Origin of the sequence: Streptomyces carminius (assembly GCF_002794255.1) — a bacterium.
Classification (GTDB): Bacteria; Actinomycetota; Actinomycetes; order Streptomycetales; family Streptomycetaceae; genus Streptomyces; species Streptomyces carminius.
In genome coordinates this window covers 285,296-302,053 of sequence record NZ_PGGW01000011.1, presented here as the reverse complement: position 1 = coordinate 302,053, position 16,758 = coordinate 285,296, and the positions used below count along the sequence as shown (strand labels likewise).

The window sequence follows — 16,758 nt, the reverse complement described above, 5'->3', positions numbered from 1 at the left end:
GTACCGCCGCGGTGGCGGGTCAGCGGTGGGCGGCGGAGATACTGGAGTCGCGTACGACCAGTTCGGGCTGGAGCACGATCTTCTGGTGCCGGTGCCGCGCGGCGTCCTCGCCGGTCTCCTCGATGAGCAGGTCGGCGGCCGTCCGGCCCATCCGGTAGGCGGGCTGCCGCACCGAGGTGAGAGGGACGGCCGCCGCCGCGGCGAACTCGATGTCGTCGTAGCCGACCAGCGCCATGCCGTCCGGCACCGGGACCCCGGCCGCGAACAGTGCCTGCAGCACCCCCAGGGTCAGCAGGTCGTTCGCGCAGAACACCGCCGTCGGGCGCGGTGTCATGCCCAGCAGCCGCGCCCCGGCGTCCCGTCCCGCCGCCACGTCCAGCCGCTCGCCCTCGACCAGGGTCAGGGCCTCCGGGGGCAGTCCGGCCTCGTGCAGGGCCGCCAGGACCCCGGTGTGGCGGTCGCGGCACTGGGAGAGCTGCATCGGCCCGCTCACATAGACCAGTTCGCGGTGTCCCTGGGCGAGCAGGTGCCGTGCGGCCAGCGTGCCGCCGGTGACGTCGTCGACGGAGACCGAGCAGCAGTCGTCGCCGGAGACCAGCCGGTCGACCATGACGTAGGGGATGCCGTGCCGCCGGAAGTCGGCCAGGCTGCGGCCGGTGATGTCGGCCGGGGTGATCAGGACACCGCGCACCCGCTGCTCGGCGAAGAGGGAGAGGTAGTCGGCCTCCTCGGCCGGGCTCTGGGCGCTGTTGCACAGCATCACCCTCAGCCCCTCCTCCCGTGCCGCGCGCTCGGCGCCGGTGGCGACGTCGGCGAAGAAGGGGTTGGCCATGTCGAGCACCAGCAGCGCGATGATCCGGCTGTGGCCCGCGCGCAGTTGCCGTGCCGACTCGCTGCGCACGTAACCCAGTTGGGTGATCACCGCCTGCACCCTGGTCCGGGTCTCCTCGGCGACCATCTCCGGGCGGTTGATGACGTTGGACACGGTGCCGACCGACACCCCCGCCCGACGTGCCACGTCCTTGATCCCCACCATGCGCGCCACGAGCCCCGACCGTCCCCTGACCTGTGTCGTCCGCGGCTCCTGCCCGGGCCGCGGGCCCATGCTACGCATCCGCGGCGGCGGCACGGCACCGCACGGCGGGCGCGGGCCGACCGGGGCCCCGGCACCGCCCGCCGTGCGGACCGGTCGGCGGGCCCGGCATCCGCGGTCGGCATGAATGGTTTCAGCAGGCATTCGGGCAGCAGGGCGGCACCCGGGGCGCGTCAACGGGCGCGGACGCCCGGACGACCTGCCCGGTGACCGCGGACGGAGCGGCGGGAGCGCCGGAATCCCGCCCTCTTGACACCCCCACCGGGCACCCCTAGCTTTCCCTTGGTGAAACGATTCACAACACCTCCGGCAGTCAGGAGCCCTGACGCATGACCGCCGCCACGGCCGCAGTGAAGGCGGCCCTCAAGGAGCAGTCCATCGAGACCCCCTCGTGGGCCTACGGCAACTCCGGGACGCGTTTCAAGGTCTTCGCCCAGCCCGGCGTCCCGCGCACCCCGCGCGAGAAGCTCGACGACGCGGCCCGGGTGCACGCGCACACCGGTGTCGCGCCGACCGTGGCCCTGCACATCCCCTGGGACCGGGTGGACGACTACGCGGCGCTGGCCGGATACGCCGAGGGGCTGGGGCTGCGGCTCGGGACGATCAACGCCAACGTCTTCCAGGACGACGACTACCGGCTCGGCAGCGTCTGCCACCCCGACCCGGCCGTGCGGCGCAAGGCGCTGGACCACCTGCTGGAGTGCGTCGACATCATGGAGGCCACCGGCTCGGCCGACCTGAAGCTGTGGTTCGCCGACGGCACCAACTACCCCGGCCAGGACGACGTCCGCGCCCGCCAGGACCGGCTGGCCGAGGCACTGGCGGAGGTGTACGGACGGCTGGGCGACGGGCAGCGCGTGCTGCTGGAGTACAAGCTGTTCGAGCCGTCCTTCTACACCACCGACGTCCCCGACTGGGGCACCGCCTACGCGCACTGCCTGCGGCTGGGCGAGAAGGCGCAGGTGGTCGTGGACACCGGTCACCACGCGCCGGGCACCAACATCGAGTTCATCGTGGCGGTGCTGCTGCGCGAGGGGAAGCTGGGCGGTTTCGACTTCAACTCCCGCTTCTACGCCGACGACGACCTGATGGCCGGCGCGGCCGATCCCTTCCAGCTCTTCCGGATCATGTACGAGGTGGTGCGCGGCGGCGGCTACGGGCCGCGGACCGCGTTCATGCTCGACCAGTGCCACAACGTCGAGCCCAAGATCCCGGCGATCATCCGCTCGGTGCTGAACGTCCAGGAGGCCACCGCCAAGGCGCTGCTGGTCGACCGCGAGGCACTGGCGGCGGCCCAGCGGGACGGCGACGTGCTCGCCGCGAACGCCGTCCTGATGGACGCCTACAGCACCGACGTACGGCCACTGCTGGCCGAGGTGCGTGAGGAGACGGGCCTGGAGCCGGACCCGGTCGCGGCCTACCACCGCTCGGGGTGGGCCGGGCGGATCGCGGCGGAGCGCAGGAGCGGACAGCAGGCCGGCTGGGGGGCGTGAGGAGAACCGTGACGGAGCACAGCACGGAAGACACCGAGGGGAACGGCGCGGCGGTCGGGGAGCTGCTGGCCCGCTCCCGCCGGCTCGGCGCCGATCCGCGCAACACCAACTACGCGGGCGGCAACACCTCCGCCAAGGGCACCGCCACCGACCCCGTCACCGGCGGCGAGGTGGAGCTGCTGTGGGTCAAGGGCTCCGGCGGCGATCTGGGCACGCTCACCGGGCAGGGCCTGGCGGTACTGCGCCTGGACCGGCTGCGCGCCCTGCGGGAGGTCTACCCCGGGGCGGAGCGCGAGGACGAGATGGTCGCCGCGTTCGACCACTGCCTGCACGGCCGGGGCGGCGCGGCCCCGTCCATCGACACCGCGATGCACGGTCTGGTGGACGCCGCGCACGTCGACCACCTCCATCCCGACTCCGGCACCGCGCTGGCCTGCGCGGCCGACGGCGAGAGGCTGACCGCCGAGTGCTTCGGCGGCCGCGTGGCGTGGGTGCCCTGGCGCCGCCCCGGCTTCCAGCTCGGCCTGGACATCGCCGCGGTCAGAAAGACCGACCCGCAGGCGATCGGCTGCGTGCTGGGCGGGCACGGCATCACCGCCTGGGGCGGGAGCTCCGGGGAGTGCGAACGCAACTCCCTGGAGATCATCCGCACCGCCGGGGCGTTCCTGGCCGAGCGCGGCCGGCCCAGGCCGTTCGGCCCGGTGATCGAGGGGTACGAGCCGCTGCCGTCGGACGAGCGCCGCGCCCGCGCCGCCGCGCTGGCCCCGTACGTGCGCGCCGCCGCCTCCGCCGACCGGCCGCAGGTCGGGCACTTCACCGACGCCGGGGTGGTGCTGGACTTCCTCTCCCGCGCCGAACACCCGCGGCTGGCCGCCCTGGGCACCTCCTGCCCGGACCACTTCCTGCGCACCAAGGTCCGCCCGCTGGTGCTGGACCTGCCGCCGACCGCGCCCCTGGCGGACGCGGTGGCGCGGCTGAAGGAGCTGCACGAGGAGTACCGCGCGGAGTACCGGGCCTACTACGAGCGTCACGCGCGGCCGGACTCCCCCGCGATGCGCGGCGCGGATCCGGCGGTCGTCCTCGTCCCCGGGGTGGGGATGTTCTCCTTCGGCCGGGACGGGCAGACCGCGCGGGTGGCGGGCGAGTTCTACGTCAACGCGATCAATGTGATGCGCGGCGCGGAGGCGGTCTCCGCGTACTCCCCCATCGAGGAGTCGGAGAAGTTCCGCATCGAGTACTGGGAGCTGGAGGAGGCCAAGCTGCGCCGGATGCCCGCGCCGGCGCCGCTGGCCACCCGGGTCGCGCTGGTCACCGGCGCGGGTTCGGGGATCGGGCGGGCCATCGCGCACCGGCTGGCCGCCGAGGGCGCCTGTGTGGTGGTCGCGGACGTCGACACGGCGGCGGCCGAGGCGGTGGCGGACGAACTCGGCGGTCCCGACCGGGCCGTGGCCGTGGCCGTGGACGTCACCGACGAGGAGCGGATCGGGGCGGCCTTCGACGCGGCCGTCCTCGCCTTCGGCGGAGTGGACCTGGTCGTCAACAACGCGGGCGTCTCCGTGTCGAAACCGCTGCTGGAGACCACCGCCGCGGACTGGGACCGGCAGCACGCGATCATGCCCCGCGGCTCCTTCCTGGTCTCCCGGGAGGCCGCCCGGGTCATGGCCGCGCAGGGGCTGGGCGGCGACATCGTCTACATCGCCTCCAAGAACGCGGTGTTCGCCGGTCCGGACAACATCGCCTACGGCGCCGCCAAGGCCGACCAGGCCCACCAGGTGCGGCTGCTGGCGGCCGAGCTGGGCGGGCTGGGCATCCGGGTCAACGGCGTCAACCCCGACGGGGTGGTGCGCGGCTCCGGCATCTTCGCGGGCGGCTGGGGCGCGCGGCGCGCGGCCCTCCACGGGGTGCCGGAGGAGGAGCTCGGCGCGTTCTACGCCCGGCGCACCCTCCTCAAGCGCGAGGTGCTGCCCGAGCATGTGGCGAACGCGGTGTTCGCCCTGGTCGGCGGCGAGCTGTCACACACCACCGGGCTGCTCGTCCCGGTGGACGCCGGGGTCGCCGCGGCGTTCCTGCGCTGATCCCCGCCACCCGTCCGGCCCAGTCCCGCTCCCGCGAGGTTCCCGTGTCCCCTGCGTCCCCTGCGTCCCCTGCGTCCCCTGCGTCCCCTGCGTCCGGAGCCCTGTTCTTCGCCGCCGTCGACCTGGGCGCCTCCAGCGGGCGCGTCATGGTGGGCACGGCCGGACCCGGCACCCTCCGGCTGCGTGAGGCGCACCGCTTCCCCAACCGCCCGGTCCGGGTGGGCGGGACCCTGTACTGGGACGTCCTCGCCCTGTACCGGGGCGTGCTGGACGGGCTGCGGGCGGCGGGGCGGCTCCTGCCCGGGCCGGGGCGCCTGGCCTCGGTCGGCATCGACTCCTGGGCGGTGGACCACGGCCTGCTGGACGCCTCGGGCACGCTGCTGGGCAATCCGGTGCACTACCGGGACGGACGCACCGCGGGAGCCGCCGAGCGGGCCGCGGCCGTCATGCCGGCCGAGGAGCTGTACGCCGCCACCGGCCTGCAGCACCAGCCGTTCAACACCCTCCACCAGCTTCTCGCCGCGCGGGGCACACCCGTGCTGGCCGCCGCCCGGCATCTGCTGCTGATCCCCGACCTGATCGCGTACTGGCTGACGGGCGAGATGGGCACCGAGCTGACGAACGCCTCCACCACCCAGCTGGTCGACCCGCGCACCGGCGACTGGTCACGGCCGGTCGCGGAGGCGTTCGGCGTCGACCTGTCGCTGTTCCCGCCGCTGCGCCGGCCGGGCGACCCGGCGGGCGAGCTGTCGGCGGAGGTGCTCCGGGAGTGCGGGCTGACCGGGCCGGTGCCGGTCACGGCCGTCGGCTCGCACGACACCGCCTCCGCCGTGGCCGCCGTCCCGGCACAGGGCCGCGGCGACGGGCGGTTCGCGTACGTCGCCACCGGCACCTGGTCGCTGGCCGGTGTGGAGCTGGACGCACCCGTGCTCACCGAGGCGTCCCGGGCCGCCAACTTCACCAACGAGCTGGGGGTGGACGGCACGGTCCGCCATCTGCGCAACGTCATGGGCCTGTGGCCCCTCCAGGAATGCCTGCGCGCCTGGGAGTCCGGGGCCGGGGGCCGGGGCCCGCGGCTGGAGACGCTGCTGCGCCGGGCGGCGAAGGCGCCCCCGCTGCGCTCGGTGGTGGACGCGGGCGACCCGGGCTTCCTGGCCCCGGGCCGGATGCCCGAGCGCGTCGCCGAGGCCTGCCGCCGTACCGGTCAGCCGGTTCCCCGCGATCCGGCCGAGACGGTCCGCTGCGTACTGGACTCCCTGGCCCTGGCCCACCGACGGGCGGTCGCCGACGCGCGACGGCTGTCGGACCGGGAGGTGGCGGTGGTGCACCTCGTCGGCGGCGGGGCCCGCAACGAACTGCTGTGCCGGCTGACCGCCGACGCCTGCGGGCTGCCGGTGGTCGCCGGACCGGCCGAGGCCGCGGCCCTGGGGAACGTCCTGGTGCAGGCCCGGGCCGCCGGTGCCCTCCACGGCGGCCTGGCCGGACTGCGGTCGCTGGTGCGGTCCACCCAGCCGCTGCGGCACCATGGGCCCATGGGTGACCGGGACGCCTGGCGGCGGGCGGAGGCCGCGGTATGCGGGTAGCGCTGTTCGTGACGTGTGTGACCGACGCGCTCCACCCGGGCACCGGGCGGGCCACCGTCGCGCTGCTGGAGCGGCTGGGGGTGACGGTGGACTTCCCCCTGGCCCAGAGCTGCTGCGGGCAACCGCAGTTCAACACCGGGTACCGGCGCCAGGCCGAACCGCTGGTGCGCCGCCACGCCCGGGCGTTCCGCGGGTACGAGCACATCGTCACCCCGTCCGCCTCCTGCGCGGCCATGGTGCGGGAGAACCACGTCCGCGTCGCCGCCGGCGCCGACGACGCCGGCGACGCCGCCCTGGAACGGGCCGCGGCCGAGGTGGCGGCGCGGACGTACGAACTGAGCGAGTTCCTGGTGGACGTGCTGGGGGTGACGGACGTGGGGGCGTACTACCCGCACACCGTCACCTACCACCCGACCTGTCACGGGCTGCGGACGCTGGGGCTGGGCGACCGGCCCCGGCGGCTGCTGGAGCGGGTGCGCGGGCTGGAGCTGGTGGAGCTGCCGGGCGCGGAGGAGTGCTGCGGTTTCGGCGGGACCTTCGCGGTGAAGAACGCGGCGGTGTCGGCGGCGATGGGGGCGGACAAGGCGCGCGCGGTCGAGGGCACCGGCGCCGCGGCGGTGTGCGCGGTGGACGACTCCTGTCTGACGCACCTCGGCGGCACCCTGGCCCGGCGCGGTTCGGCGGCCCGGACGGTCCACCTCGCCGAGATCCTGGCCGCCACCGAGGACACCGCCGGAGGCGGCACATGACGGGCGACCGTACCCACCTGGGCATGCCCGCCTTCCCCGAGGCCGCCGCCGAGGCCGTCCGGGACACGCGGCTGCGCGGCAATCTGCGGCACGCCACCGGCATCATCCGCGCCAGGCGCGCGCGGGCGGTGGCCGAGCTGGACGACTGGGCGGCGCTGCGGGCGGCCGGCGCCGCGGTCAAGGACCGTACGCTGCGACACCTCGACCACTATCTGGAGCAGTTGGAGGCGGCCGTCACCGCCGCGGGGGGCACCGTCCACTGGGCGGCCGACGCGGCCGAGGCCAACCGGATCGTCACCGCCCTGGTGGCGGCCACCGGTGAGCGGGAGGTCGTCAAGGTCAAGTCGATGGTCACCCAGGAGACCGGCCTCAACGGCGCCCTGGCCGAGGCCGGGATCCGCGTCTGCGAGACGGATCTGGCCGAGCTGATCGTCCAGCTCGGCGACGACCTGCCCTCGCACATCCTGGTCCCGGCCATCCACCGCAACCGGGGCGAGATCCGCGACATCTTCCGCGAGCGGATGGGCGAGTGGGGGCTTCCGGCACCGGAGGACCTGACCGACGAACCGGCCCGGCTGGCCGAGGCCGCCCGGCTGCACCTGCGGGAGAAGTTCCTGCGGGCGAAGGTCGGCGTCTCGGGGGCCAACTTCATGGTCGCCGAGACCGGCACCCTGGTGGTAGTGGAGTCGGAGGGCAACGGGCGGATGTGCCTGACCCTGCCCGAGACGCTGATCTCGGTGGTCGGCATCGAGAAGGTGGTGCCCACCTGGCGGGACCTGGAGATCTTCCTCCAGTTGCTGCCGCGCTCCGCCACCGCGGAGCGGATGAACCCCTACACCTCGATGTGGACCGGCACCGCGGGCACCGGGACGGATCCGGAGACCGCCGACGGCCCGCGCGTCTTCCACCTGGTGCTGCTGGACAACGGCCGCACCGACGCGCTCGCCGACACCGTCGGCCGCCAGGTGCTGCGCTGTATCCGCTGCTCGGCCTGTCTGAACGTGTGCCCGGTCTACGAGCGGGCGGGCGGGCACGCCTACGGCTCGGCCTACCCGGGCCCGATCGGCGCGGTCCTCACCCCGCAGCTGCGGGGCACCGCGACGGAGCTGGACGCCTCGCTGCCGTACGCCTCCTCGCTGTGCGGCGCCTGCTACGAGGTCTGTCCGGTAGCCATCGACATCCCCCGGATCCTGGTGCACCTGCGCGAACGCGTCGCCGAGGGCGGCGAGGTGACGGTGCGCGGGAAGCGGGTGACGGTGCGGCCCGCGCGGGGGCACGCGGCCGAGCGGGCCGCGATGCGCGCCGCCCGCTGGGCCCTCGACCGTCCCCGGGCGCTGCTGGCGGGTCAGCGGCTGGCCTCCCGCACCCGCCGGCTCCATCCGCGGCGGCTGCCGGGGCCGGGCCGGGCCTGGACGGCGAGCCGCGAGCTGCCCGGGGTGCCCGAGGAGTCGTTCCGCGCCTGGTGGCTGCGCACCCGGGACGCCGAGAGCGCAGGGAGCGCCGGGGAAGCCGGGGAAGCCGGGGAAGCCGGGGAAGGGGAGGACGGGCGATGAGCGACCGCGAGGTGGTGCTGGGCCGGATCCGCCGGGCCCTGCGGGACGTACCGCGCTCCGAGGCACCCGAGGACGTACCCGTGGCCCGGGAGTACGCCCGTGCCCATGTCCCGGACGGCACCGGGGGCTCCGGGGCTGCCGGGGACGCCGGAGCACTGACGGACCTGCTGGCGAGGAACCTGGCCGACTACCGCGCCCGGGTGCACCGCACGGACGCCGGCGGGCTGCCCCCGCTGCTGCGCCGGCTGCTGGCGGAGCGCGGCAGCCGCACGGTGCTGGTGCCGTCCGGTCTGCCGCCGTGGTGGCTGACGGCGGCGGATCCCGGCGGACCCGGCGGACCCGGCGGACCTGCCCGCGTCCACGACCGGGCCGGTGCCGCGGCGCGCGAGCTGGACGCGGTGGACAGCGTGGTGACCGGGTGCGCGGTGGCGGTCGCGGAGACCGGGACCGTCGTCCTGGACGGCGGTCCCGGCCAGGGACGCCGCCGTATCACCCTGATCCCGGACCACCACGTCTGCGTGGTCGAGGTGCCCGGCCAGGTGGTGGCGTCCGTACCGCAGGCCCTGGAGCGGCTCGTCCCCACCCGTCCGCTGACCTGGATCTCCGGTCCGTCGGCCACCAGCGACATCGAGCTGGACCGGGTCGAGGGCGTCCACGGGCCGCGCACCCTGGAGGTGGTCCTCCTGGCCGGGTGACCGGCCCCGGCGCCGTCGCCCCACCGGCGGAGCCGGGTTGCTCCGTCGTCGCTCCGCGTCCCTGTCACCGTGCGTGGCCCCTTGTCGCGCACGGCACACGCGGTTAGCTTCCCGGCATGCCCTCCCGCCGTTCCCTCCTCGCCGGCGGTGCGTCCGCCGCGCTGACCGCGCCCCTCCTCTCCTCCGCCGCCCCCGGCGCCCCCGCGGCCGCCGCCGCGCCGGGACGGTCCCGCCGGCACGGTGTCGTCCCCGGCGCCGACGCCGCGGCCGCCCGGGGGTGGTCCGTGCTGCGCGGCCGCCGGATCGGGGTGATCAGCAACCCCACCGGCGTCCTGCGCGACACCACCCACATCGTGGACTCCATGGCCGCGCACGGCTCACTGGAGATCGCCGGGATCTTCGGCCCCGAGCACGGCTTCCGGGGCAGCGCGCAGGCGGGCTCCTCCGAGCCGGAGTCCACCGACCCGCGCACCGGGCTGACGGTGTACGACGCCTACGGTGCGGGCGCGGCGAAGCTGGCCGCGCTGTTCACGGAGGCCGGCGCGGACACGGTCGTCTTCGACATCCAGGACGTCGGCGTCCGCTTCTACACCTACATCTGGACGATGTACGCCGCGATGGCCGCCGCCCGCTCCACCGGTGCCCGCTTCGTGGTGCTGGACCGCCCCAACCCGATCGGGCGACGTGCCGACGGCCCCCTGATGACCCCGGAGTTCACCTCCGGGGTGGGCGCCGGGGTGATCGTCCAGCAGCACGGGATGACGGTGGGCGAGCTGGCCGGCTACTTCAACGGGGAGCTGCTGCCCCGGGAGGGCGGGGGCGCGGTGGAACTGGAGGTCGTACGGCTGCGGGGCTGGGACCCGTACTCCACCGCGCACGAGCACGGCCTGCCGTGGGTACCGCCCTCCCCGAACATGCCGACCCCCGACACCGCCGCCGTCTACGCCGGGACGGGGTACTTCGAGGGCACCAACCTCTCGGAGGGACGCGGCACCACCCGGCCGTTCGAGTTCATCGGCGCGCCGTACCTGGACCACCGCTACGGCGACCGGCTGAACGCCCGGAAACTGCCCGGGGTGCGGTTCCGGGAGGCCTGGTTCACCCCCACCTCCGGCAAGCACACCGGTGTCCTCTGCGCGGGCGTGCAGCTCCACGTCACCGATCCGCGCCGCTACGAGCCGATCCCCACGGCGGTGGCGATGCTGGTGGAGGCCCGCCGCCACGAGGGCTTCGCCTGGCGGCAGGACTCCTGGGACGCCGCGCGCCCGTTCTGGATCGACAAGCTCTCCGGCTCGCCCCGGCTGCGCGAGATGATCGACGCGGGCGAGGACGCCGGAGCCGTGGTGGCCGCCTGGCGGGAGGAGGTCCGCGCCTTCGAGCGGACCCGGCGCGCGTACCTGCTCTACGGCTGAGCACCGCTCCGCCGGACGGCTCCGGGCGGACGGGTCAGCGGCGCGGCCGTGCGCAGCCGGGATCGTCGTCCTTCCGGGCGGCACCGCAGTGGAACACCTCCTCGGGCCGGGTGCCGGTGTCGGCGATGTCCCCGACCCGCATGAGGGAGATCCGCCGGCCGACCGGCTCGCCCCGGTCCTCGGGGAAACGGACGACGCCCGTGGCGCCGGAGAAGGGCCGCACCCGGTTCTGGTACAGCACCTCGGCGTGGACCGCCGCCGGGGTGATGGAGCGCGGGTCCCAGGACTGGCCGTTGACCCGAACGCGCGCGGTCAGCGTCTGGACGGCCCGCAGCAGCAGGGCGGCCGAGTCGTACGCGAGGCCGACGCGCTCGCCCACCGGTTCGTCCCCGTCCCCGCCCCCGCAGCGCGGCGGGTCGAGCACCGCGTCCGGGCCCTCCTCGCTGATCCACCTCAGGAACCGCTCCCCCGCCTCGTCCCTGCCGCCCCGTATCCGGGAGCGCAGGGCGCCGCAGGTGGCGTACGCCGCCTTCGAGACGTAGACCAGCGACAGGCCGCCCGGCGCGCTCCTGCGCAGCGAGGGGTTGGCCATGTAGCGGTTGACCGAGTCGTTGGCCACCAGATGGCGCGGCTGGTCGTCCCCGCAGGAGTTGCCCAGCGCCCGCAGGAAGTCGTCGAACTCGGACCAGCGCCCGGCGAAGAAGAGCATGCCGCCGTAGCCGCACTCCCCGGCCAGGTTGTCGCCGGCCTCGAAGGGCTTGCTGTACTCGATGCCGTTCAGACTTTCGCCCAGCCCGTCCAGGAGGGTCGAGACGTACAGGTCCTCCTCGCGGGAGGAGCGTTCGCCGAAGGTGTGGTAGACGCGGCTCTTCCGGACGCCGAGCTCGTCCCGGGCGTACGCCGCGACGAGCTCGGCCTGGTCCCTGTTGGGCGGGGCGAGCTGGAGGTAGAGCCGGGAGTTGTCGTACATGCCGTCGGCGGAGAGCGTGGGGGCGACCGCGGGCAGCCCCGCCCGGTTGAGCTCCCGCAGCGCCGCCGCCGTGCTCCGGCGGCTCTCGACCAGGCCGACCACGCCCACGACGGGCGCGTCCCCGCCCTCCCGCGCCAGCTCCGCGATCATGTCCACCAGGGTGTCGGCGTGTCTCATCTGGAACCCGGCGTTGGCGACGACGACCCGGACCAGGGGGACGTCATGGGCGTCGGCGGGCTGCTGCATCCCCTCGTACTGGGCGACGGCCAGGCCCTCCAGCTCCTCCCGCTCGGCGGCGTAGGCCTCCTCGTTCTCCTTGGTGGAACGGCCCGTCAGCGACCCCAGGTAGACGAGGGTGACGTAGGGGCGGCGCCGGTCGCTGCGCTCCCACAGCTCGCGCACCTCCCGGTTCTGGTCGAAGATCGTCCGCTGGACTCCCTGCAGCCTCTCCTGGCCCGGTTCGTCGTTGAACCTGAAGGCGGCGCTGTCGCTGTAGCCGATGCACTCGCCGTCCATGCCGCGCACCGAGATCTGCCCGGCGAAGGGCCGGTGGGTGCAGCCCGGCCAGCCCAGTTCCCGTCCCGTCCAGCCGAGGAGCGGGAGAAGGAGCGCCAGGCACACCGCCGCGGCGAACGCCCGGTGGGTGAACCACGGCGGACGGGGCGCCTCGATGCCCCTGGTCCGGCCGGTCCGCTCGGTGGCGTCCGGTCCGGGCAGCCGCACGGGCAGGTACCAGGCCGTGCGCGGCTGCGTCAGCCGCCTGCGGCGCAGCGTCTGGCGCCACCTCCGCCAGTCCTCGCCGCCGTCGGCGAGTTCCTCCAGCAGGACGGTGCGGGAGTCCTCCGGGGCCTGTCCGGCGATCCGGCGGGGCGGCCGGGGCCCGGCGTACACCAGCAGCAGGGGATCCCACTCCCCCGTTTCGACACGTACGTCGTTGACCAGACCGAGCAGCCTCTCGCCCAGATCCTCCCCGTCTCCGCCGTCTCCGCCGCCTCCGCCGCCTCCACCGTCCCCGGTGCCGCCGGTGTCCTCCGTCTCCCGCCGGGCGGGCCCCTGGAGCAGCACCACGGGATGGGCGGTGCGCCGCCATCCCCGGCCGTGGCGGAGCGAGCGGGCGTACGCCTGGCGGAGGTCCTCCAGGAAGGCATGGACCTGCAGCCGGTCGATCTGCTCGGGGTCCGTGTCGTCCCGGGCCTCCGTGGTGAGCCGCTCGGCCAGGGCCAGGAAGGTGCCGGGCGGCTTCGGCTCCGGGTAGCGCTGACGCGCGAACCACCGGTAGGTGCGGCCCGGGCCCGGGATCCGGTCGGAGACCGCGGCCCGGAACAGCACCGCCGGGAGCACCCCGTGGGCCAGGCGCCACAGCAGGTAGGGGACCAGTCCGAGCTGGCCGACGGCGCCGGGATCCCCCTGGCCCGTCCGGGAGGGGCGCCGGCGCTCGTGGAGGCGGCGGACGAGCTCGGCGGGGATCTCGTCCGCCGGGTACCCCGACAGGCGCTGCTCCAGCAGCCACCGCAGCAGCCCCAGGTGCCGGAACCACAGCCGTCCGGCGGCGGAACTCCGCCCCGACAGCGCCGCGCTCATCCTCGTCAGCAGATCACCGACGGTGGCACCGTCGCCCGGCCGGCCGACCCGGATCCGAGCGTGGGGCACCTGGCGCCGCACGGCCGAGGCACCGTTCAGGCCTTCCTCCACCGCGTCGAGCACCGCCTCCCCCCGCGCACCGGTGAGCCACAGGAGCGGCAGCGGGGACTCCGTACGGCGGGGACGCCGCACCAGCAGTGCGATCAGTTCGAGGAACACCCCGGTGCCCCGCGGCAGGACGGCTCCGCGGTCACGCGCCCGGACCGGTGTCTCCGGCCGCGTTCCTGACTGTGCGTCCATGTCTTCCTACCCCCCGTCACCCGGCTGTGCCGTCCCGTTCTAGCGCACGGCCGCGGTCCGGGGGAGGGATTTTCCGGCAGAAAACAGGTTTCTCCGCGGGAAGCCGACCGCGGCGGACCCCGGACGTGTCCGCCGGGCCGCCGCCGCACGGCAGACGTAACGCCGTGTTCTCGCACGAGTCGTCGGTCTGTATCGCGGGGGCGGGAGGGTCTGAGTACGTCACACCCCTCGATTCCGTGTGAACCCGCGAGAAGGAGTCCCCCGTGCTGCGCATCGTCACGCCGCTCACCACCCTGCCCCTGGTGCTTCTCGCCCTGGCCGAACCCGCGGAGGAGGACCGGCCGGAGGCCCCGGCCGGGGTTCTGTCACACCCCGGCCACGGCTGGCGCTACACCCTGGCCGGCGGTGGCCCCGACGACCTGTACACCGTCCAGGTGACCTGTGACCGCGCCGTACCGGATCCGCCGGCCGGCCCGGGTGCGGAGCGGAACGCGGTGCCGGTCACAGTTGGGCGGTGAAGGCCTCGTAGGCCTCCCGCCCGAACAGGACGAAGCGGATCTCCTCGAAGGCCTCCCTCTCGACGTTCCCGATGTCCCCGGAGTCCTCGGCGGCTCCGGCGCCTTTCCCCGCCTCCTCCCGCACCGCGCGCAGCGCGATACGGGCCCCGTCGTCCATCGGCCAGCCGTAGACGCCGGTGGAGATGGCGGGGAAGGCGACGGTACGGGCGCCCAGTTCGCGCGCCACACGCAGCGACTCCCGGTAGCAGGAGGCGAGTTGCTCCGAGCGGTCCTCGGTGGCGGACCAGACCGGTCCCACCGTGTGGATCACCCAGCGCGCGGGCAGCCGTCCGGCCGTGGTGGCCACCGCCCGGCCGGTCGGCAGTCCTCCCGGATAGTGGGAGGCGCGCAGGGCACGGCACTCGGCGAGGATCTCCGGACCTCCCCTGCGGTGGATCGCCCCGTCGACACCTCCGCCGCCCAGCAGTGCGGAGTTGGCGGCGTTCACCACCGCGTCGACGGACTGCTCGGTGATATCTCCCGGGATGAGGTGGATTGTGACCATACAGTCATCCTGCCATCGGGCCGACCCACTCGACGGAGCTTCCCTTCCGCCTCTCCCTGCCTTCCCCCGCCTCCCTCCGGCACTCCCGGCGGGCCCCCTCCCATGGCCGCGGCCCCGTCTCCGGACGGCCGTTTCCCGCCACCGTGCTCACGGCCGCGCCGGAAGCCGCACCGCAAGCCGCGCCGCCCAGACCAGCCCGCCGAGCAGATGACGGCGGAAGGCCGGATCGGAGTAGGACTCGCGGGTGTGGCCCAGGGCGGTGTAGAAGGAGCGGCCCCCGGTGTTCTCGTGGCACCAGGCCAGCGGGTGGTCCTCCCCCATCCCACCGCCCTCGTACGTGCTCTCGTCGGCGGAGAGCAGCACCCGCACCCGGCCGCGCGGACTGGCCCGGAAGTCGTACCACTCGTCGGTGAACGGCCATACGGTGTCCAGGTGCGCGGTGGCCGGGTGATCGCGGTCCTCCACCACCGCGACCCCCGGCTGGAGATCGGGGTGCCGCTCGAAGCGGGCCCCCACCAGTTCCCCGTACCAGGGCCAGTCGTACTCGGTGGTGGTGGCGGCGTGGACGCCGACGAACGCGCCGCCGCCCTCCACGTACGCCCGCAGGGCGGCACGGCTGTCGGAGGTGAGCACCTCACCGCTGGTGGAGAGGAACACCACCGCCCGGCAGCCGTCCGCCAGGGCGGTGGCGAGCTCACCGGGTTCCTCGGTGGCGGTGACGGCGAAGCCGTGCTCGTCACCGAGGGCCCGGAAGGCGTCGGCGCCGTCCGGGATGGAGTCGTGCCGGTAGTCGGTGGTCCGGGTGAAGACGAGGATCCGAGGGGAACTCATGACTCCATGTTCCCCGTTCCGCCCCGGTGGCGGGCGGTCGGCGTGGCCGGGGACACCTCGGGTCTCCGGCCACTACGCTCGGGGACATGCCCGCAGCCCGTTTGAAGGATCTCGTCGTGGACGCCGGTGACCACCAGGCGCTCGCCGACTGGTGGTGCGCCGCGCTGGGATACGAACGCCGCAGGCCGATGGGGCACCCGCCGCCCCCGCCCGAGTGGCCGGTGGCCATCCACCACCCGCAGGACGCCGCTCCGGTGATCTGGTTCCATTCGGTGCCCGAGCCGAAGACCGGCAAGAACCGGGTGCACTTCGACGTCTGGGGCGACACCGAGGAGCTGCTCGCGCTGGGCGCCACCCTGGTGCGGCGGCGCGATCGGGAGATCGAGTGGGACGTCCTGGCCGACCCGGAGGGGAACGAGTTCTGCGTGTTCACCCCGCGCAGGCCGGGCTCCCTCGGACCGGGCGGGAGCGAGGGCCGGTGACGGACGCCACGACGGACGCCGTGACGGGACCGGGGACACGGCTGATCGACACGGTGGCGTGGATCCACCTGCGCGACGGCAGGATCCTGGGCACCCGGACCCGCGGCAAGGAACTCTTCTACATTCCCGGCGGCAAGCGCCACGACGGCGAGAGCGACGTCCAGACCCTGCTGCGGGAGGTCGAGGAGGAACTGACCGTGGCGATCGTCCCCGGCAGCGTCGCCCATGTGGGCACCTACGAGGCGCCGGTCGACCGCCGCACACCGGATGTCGTGGTCAGGATGGCCTGCTACACCGGCGACCACCGCGGCACGCTCGCCGCCAGCAGCGAGATCGAGGAGATCGCCTGGCTGTCCTACGCCGACCGCGGCCGGGTGCCGCCGGTGGACCAGCTGGTCTTCGACGAGCTGCGCGCGGCGGGCGAGCTGTCGTGACCGGGCTGCCGGCCGGGCGACCGGGGCGACCGGCTCAGTAGCGCTCGACCAGGTGCTCCCGGCCGGCGGGCGGCTCGTACGGCTCGGGCCAGAAGTCGGTGACGGTGTCGATCAGCCCGTCGCCGTCCAGGGTGAAGAAGCACAGTCCGGGCACGGTGTCGCCGTCCACGGTGAAGCTCGTCCAGCTCACGCCCCGGCGCTCCTCGGCCACGACGCGCTCCACGGTCACCCGCCAGGCGCCGGGGTACTCGGCGTTGAAACGCACGTAGGCCTCCCGGCCGCGGACCCGTTCGCGGGTCTGGGGCAGCTCGTAGACGACACCGGGCGCCAGCAGGGCTCCGAAGGCGTCCCAGTCCCTGGCCTGCGCCGCGGACCAGTACCGTTCGATCACCGCTCGGGTAGTCCAGTCACCAGTCATGCCGCCGGATTCTGCCCCATGGCACCG

Annotated in this window: 15 protein-coding genes; 10 read left to right on the top strand and 5 right to left on the bottom strand. The window is 74.5% G+C overall.

Annotation, left to right across the window (positions count from 1 at the left end):
- Positions 1-19: 19 nt before the first annotated feature.
- Positions 20-1,036 carry a LacI family DNA-binding transcriptional regulator gene (locus CUT44_RS04370; protein WP_100200841.1) on the bottom strand — a complete coding sequence of 339 codons (1,017 nt, stop codon included), beginning with the start codon at positions 1,034-1,036 and terminating at the stop codon, positions 20-22.
- A 386-nt stretch (positions 1,037-1,422) separates the two neighbouring features.
- Between CUT44_RS04370 and rhaI the strand changes: the two genes are divergently transcribed.
- The 7 genes from rhaI to CUT44_RS04335 all read left to right on the top strand — a co-directional run bounded on the left by rhaI (position 1,423) and on the right by CUT44_RS04335 (position 10,653).
- A complete protein-coding gene (gene rhaI / locus CUT44_RS04365; RefSeq protein ID WP_100200771.1) occupies positions 1,423-2,586 on the top strand; it encodes an L-rhamnose isomerase in 1,164 nt (387 codons plus the stop codon).
- Between the two features lie 8 nt (positions 2,587-2,594).
- A complete protein-coding gene (locus tag CUT44_RS04360) occupies positions 2,595-4,661 on the top strand; it encodes a bifunctional aldolase/short-chain dehydrogenase (RefSeq protein ID WP_233221211.1) in 2,067 nt (688 codons plus the stop codon).
- Between the two features lie 146 nt (positions 4,662-4,807).
- Positions 4,808-6,244 (top strand): rhamnulokinase, encoded by a 1,437-nt coding sequence (locus tag CUT44_RS04355; protein WP_233221210.1) that lies wholly within the window; start codon positions 4,808-4,810, stop codon positions 6,242-6,244.
- On the top strand, positions 6,235-6,993 hold the full coding sequence (locus CUT44_RS04350) for a (Fe-S)-binding protein (protein ID WP_100200770.1): 759 nt from the start codon (positions 6,235-6,237) through the stop codon (positions 6,991-6,993). The genes CUT44_RS04355 and CUT44_RS04350 overlap by 10 nt, the downstream gene beginning before the upstream one ends.
- Positions 6,990-8,546 (top strand): lactate utilization protein B, encoded by a 1,557-nt coding sequence (locus tag CUT44_RS04345; protein WP_100200769.1) that lies wholly within the window; start codon positions 6,990-6,992, stop codon positions 8,544-8,546. The genes CUT44_RS04350 and CUT44_RS04345 overlap by 4 nt, the downstream gene beginning before the upstream one ends.
- Entirely contained in the window at positions 8,543-9,241 is a 699-nt protein-coding gene (locus tag CUT44_RS04340) for a LutC/YkgG family protein (protein WP_100200768.1), read from the top strand. The genes CUT44_RS04345 and CUT44_RS04340 overlap by 4 nt, the downstream gene beginning before the upstream one ends.
- A gap of 116 nt (positions 9,242-9,357) precedes the next feature.
- Positions 9,358-10,653 carry an exo-beta-N-acetylmuramidase NamZ family protein gene (locus CUT44_RS04335; RefSeq protein ID WP_100200767.1) on the top strand — a complete coding sequence of 432 codons (1,296 nt, stop codon included), beginning with the start codon at positions 9,358-9,360 and terminating at the stop codon, positions 10,651-10,653.
- A 34-nt stretch (positions 10,654-10,687) separates the two neighbouring features.
- Here CUT44_RS04335 and CUT44_RS04330 read toward each other — a convergent pair whose 3' ends face one another.
- A complete protein-coding gene (locus CUT44_RS04330; protein WP_100200766.1) occupies positions 10,688-13,504 on the bottom strand; it encodes a type 1 periplasmic-binding domain-containing protein in 2,817 nt (938 codons plus the stop codon).
- A 263-nt stretch (positions 13,505-13,767) separates the two neighbouring features.
- Between CUT44_RS04330 and CUT44_RS04325 the strand changes: the two genes are divergently transcribed.
- A complete protein-coding gene (locus CUT44_RS04325) occupies positions 13,768-14,022 on the top strand; it encodes a hypothetical protein (RefSeq protein ID WP_100200765.1) in 255 nt (84 codons plus the stop codon).
- Here the strand turns inward: CUT44_RS04325 and CUT44_RS04320 are convergent.
- Together CUT44_RS04320 and CUT44_RS04315 are read right to left on the bottom strand one after the other, a co-directional pair.
- Positions 14,006-14,566: an O-acetyl-ADP-ribose deacetylase gene (locus CUT44_RS04320; RefSeq protein ID WP_100200764.1), complete on the bottom strand. Its 561-nt coding sequence runs from the start codon at positions 14,564-14,566 to the stop codon at positions 14,006-14,008. The two genes, CUT44_RS04325 and CUT44_RS04320, sit on opposite strands and share 17 nt — an antisense overlap.
- A gap of 147 nt (positions 14,567-14,713) precedes the next feature.
- Positions 14,714-15,397, bottom strand: coding sequence for a ThuA domain-containing protein (locus tag CUT44_RS04315; RefSeq protein ID WP_100200763.1), 684 nt, complete (start codon positions 15,395-15,397; stop codon positions 14,714-14,716).
- 86 nt (positions 15,398-15,483) lie between these two features.
- Here CUT44_RS04315 and CUT44_RS04310 point away from each other — a divergent pair, with 86 nt between their 5' ends.
- The gene (locus CUT44_RS04310) at positions 15,484-15,879 is read left to right on the top strand and encodes a VOC family protein (protein WP_100200762.1); all 396 of its coding nucleotides are present in this window, start codon (positions 15,484-15,486) and stop codon (positions 15,877-15,879) included.
- On the top strand, positions 15,876-16,313 hold the full coding sequence (locus CUT44_RS04305) for an NUDIX hydrolase (protein WP_233221209.1): 438 nt from the start codon (positions 15,876-15,878) through the stop codon (positions 16,311-16,313). The genes CUT44_RS04310 and CUT44_RS04305 overlap by 4 nt, the downstream gene beginning before the upstream one ends.
- Before the next feature lie 34 nt (positions 16,314-16,347).
- Here the strand turns inward: CUT44_RS04305 and CUT44_RS04300 are convergent, their stop codons facing one another.
- Positions 16,348-16,731, bottom strand: a complete 384-nt coding sequence (locus CUT44_RS04300; RefSeq protein WP_100200761.1) for a nuclear transport factor 2 family protein — start codon at positions 16,729-16,731, stop codon at positions 16,348-16,350.
- Between the last annotated feature and the right edge of the window lie 27 nt (positions 16,732-16,758).

Bases quoted from the DNA above. Each gene is read 5' to 3' on its own strand.
- CUT44_RS04310 (WP_100200762.1), top strand. From the start codon at position 15,484: ATGCCCGCAGCCCGTTTGAAGGATCTCGTCGTGGACGCCGGTGACCAC.
- CUT44_RS04355 (WP_233221210.1), top strand. From the start codon at position 4,808: ATGGTGGGCACGGCCGGACCCGGCACCCTCCGGCTGCGTGAGGCGCAC.
- CUT44_RS04320 (WP_100200764.1), bottom strand. From the start codon at position 14,566: ATGGTCACAATCCACCTCATCCCGGGAGATATCACCGAGCAGTCCGTC.
- CUT44_RS04350 (WP_100200770.1), top strand. From the start codon at position 6,235: ATGCGGGTAGCGCTGTTCGTGACGTGTGTGACCGACGCGCTCCACCCG.
- CUT44_RS04335 (WP_100200767.1), top strand. From the start codon at position 9,358: ATGCCCTCCCGCCGTTCCCTCCTCGCCGGCGGTGCGTCCGCCGCGCTG.
- rhaI (WP_100200771.1), top strand. From the start codon at position 1,423: ATGACCGCCGCCACGGCCGCAGTGAAGGCGGCCCTCAAGGAGCAGTCC.
- CUT44_RS04300 (WP_100200761.1), bottom strand. From the start codon at position 16,731: ATGACTGGTGACTGGACTACCCGAGCGGTGATCGAACGGTACTGGTCC.
- CUT44_RS04370 (WP_100200841.1), bottom strand. From the start codon at position 1,036: ATGGTGGGGATCAAGGACGTGGCACGTCGGGCGGGGGTGTCGGTCGGC.
- CUT44_RS04340 (WP_100200768.1), top strand. From the start codon at position 8,543: ATGAGCGACCGCGAGGTGGTGCTGGGCCGGATCCGCCGGGCCCTGCGG.
- CUT44_RS04315 (WP_100200763.1), bottom strand. From the start codon at position 15,397: ATGAGTTCCCCTCGGATCCTCGTCTTCACCCGGACCACCGACTACCGG.
- CUT44_RS04345 (WP_100200769.1), top strand. From the start codon at position 6,990: ATGACGGGCGACCGTACCCACCTGGGCATGCCCGCCTTCCCCGAGGCC.
- CUT44_RS04330 (WP_100200766.1), bottom strand. From the start codon at position 13,504: ATGGACGCACAGTCAGGAACGCGGCCGGAGACACCGGTCCGGGCGCGT.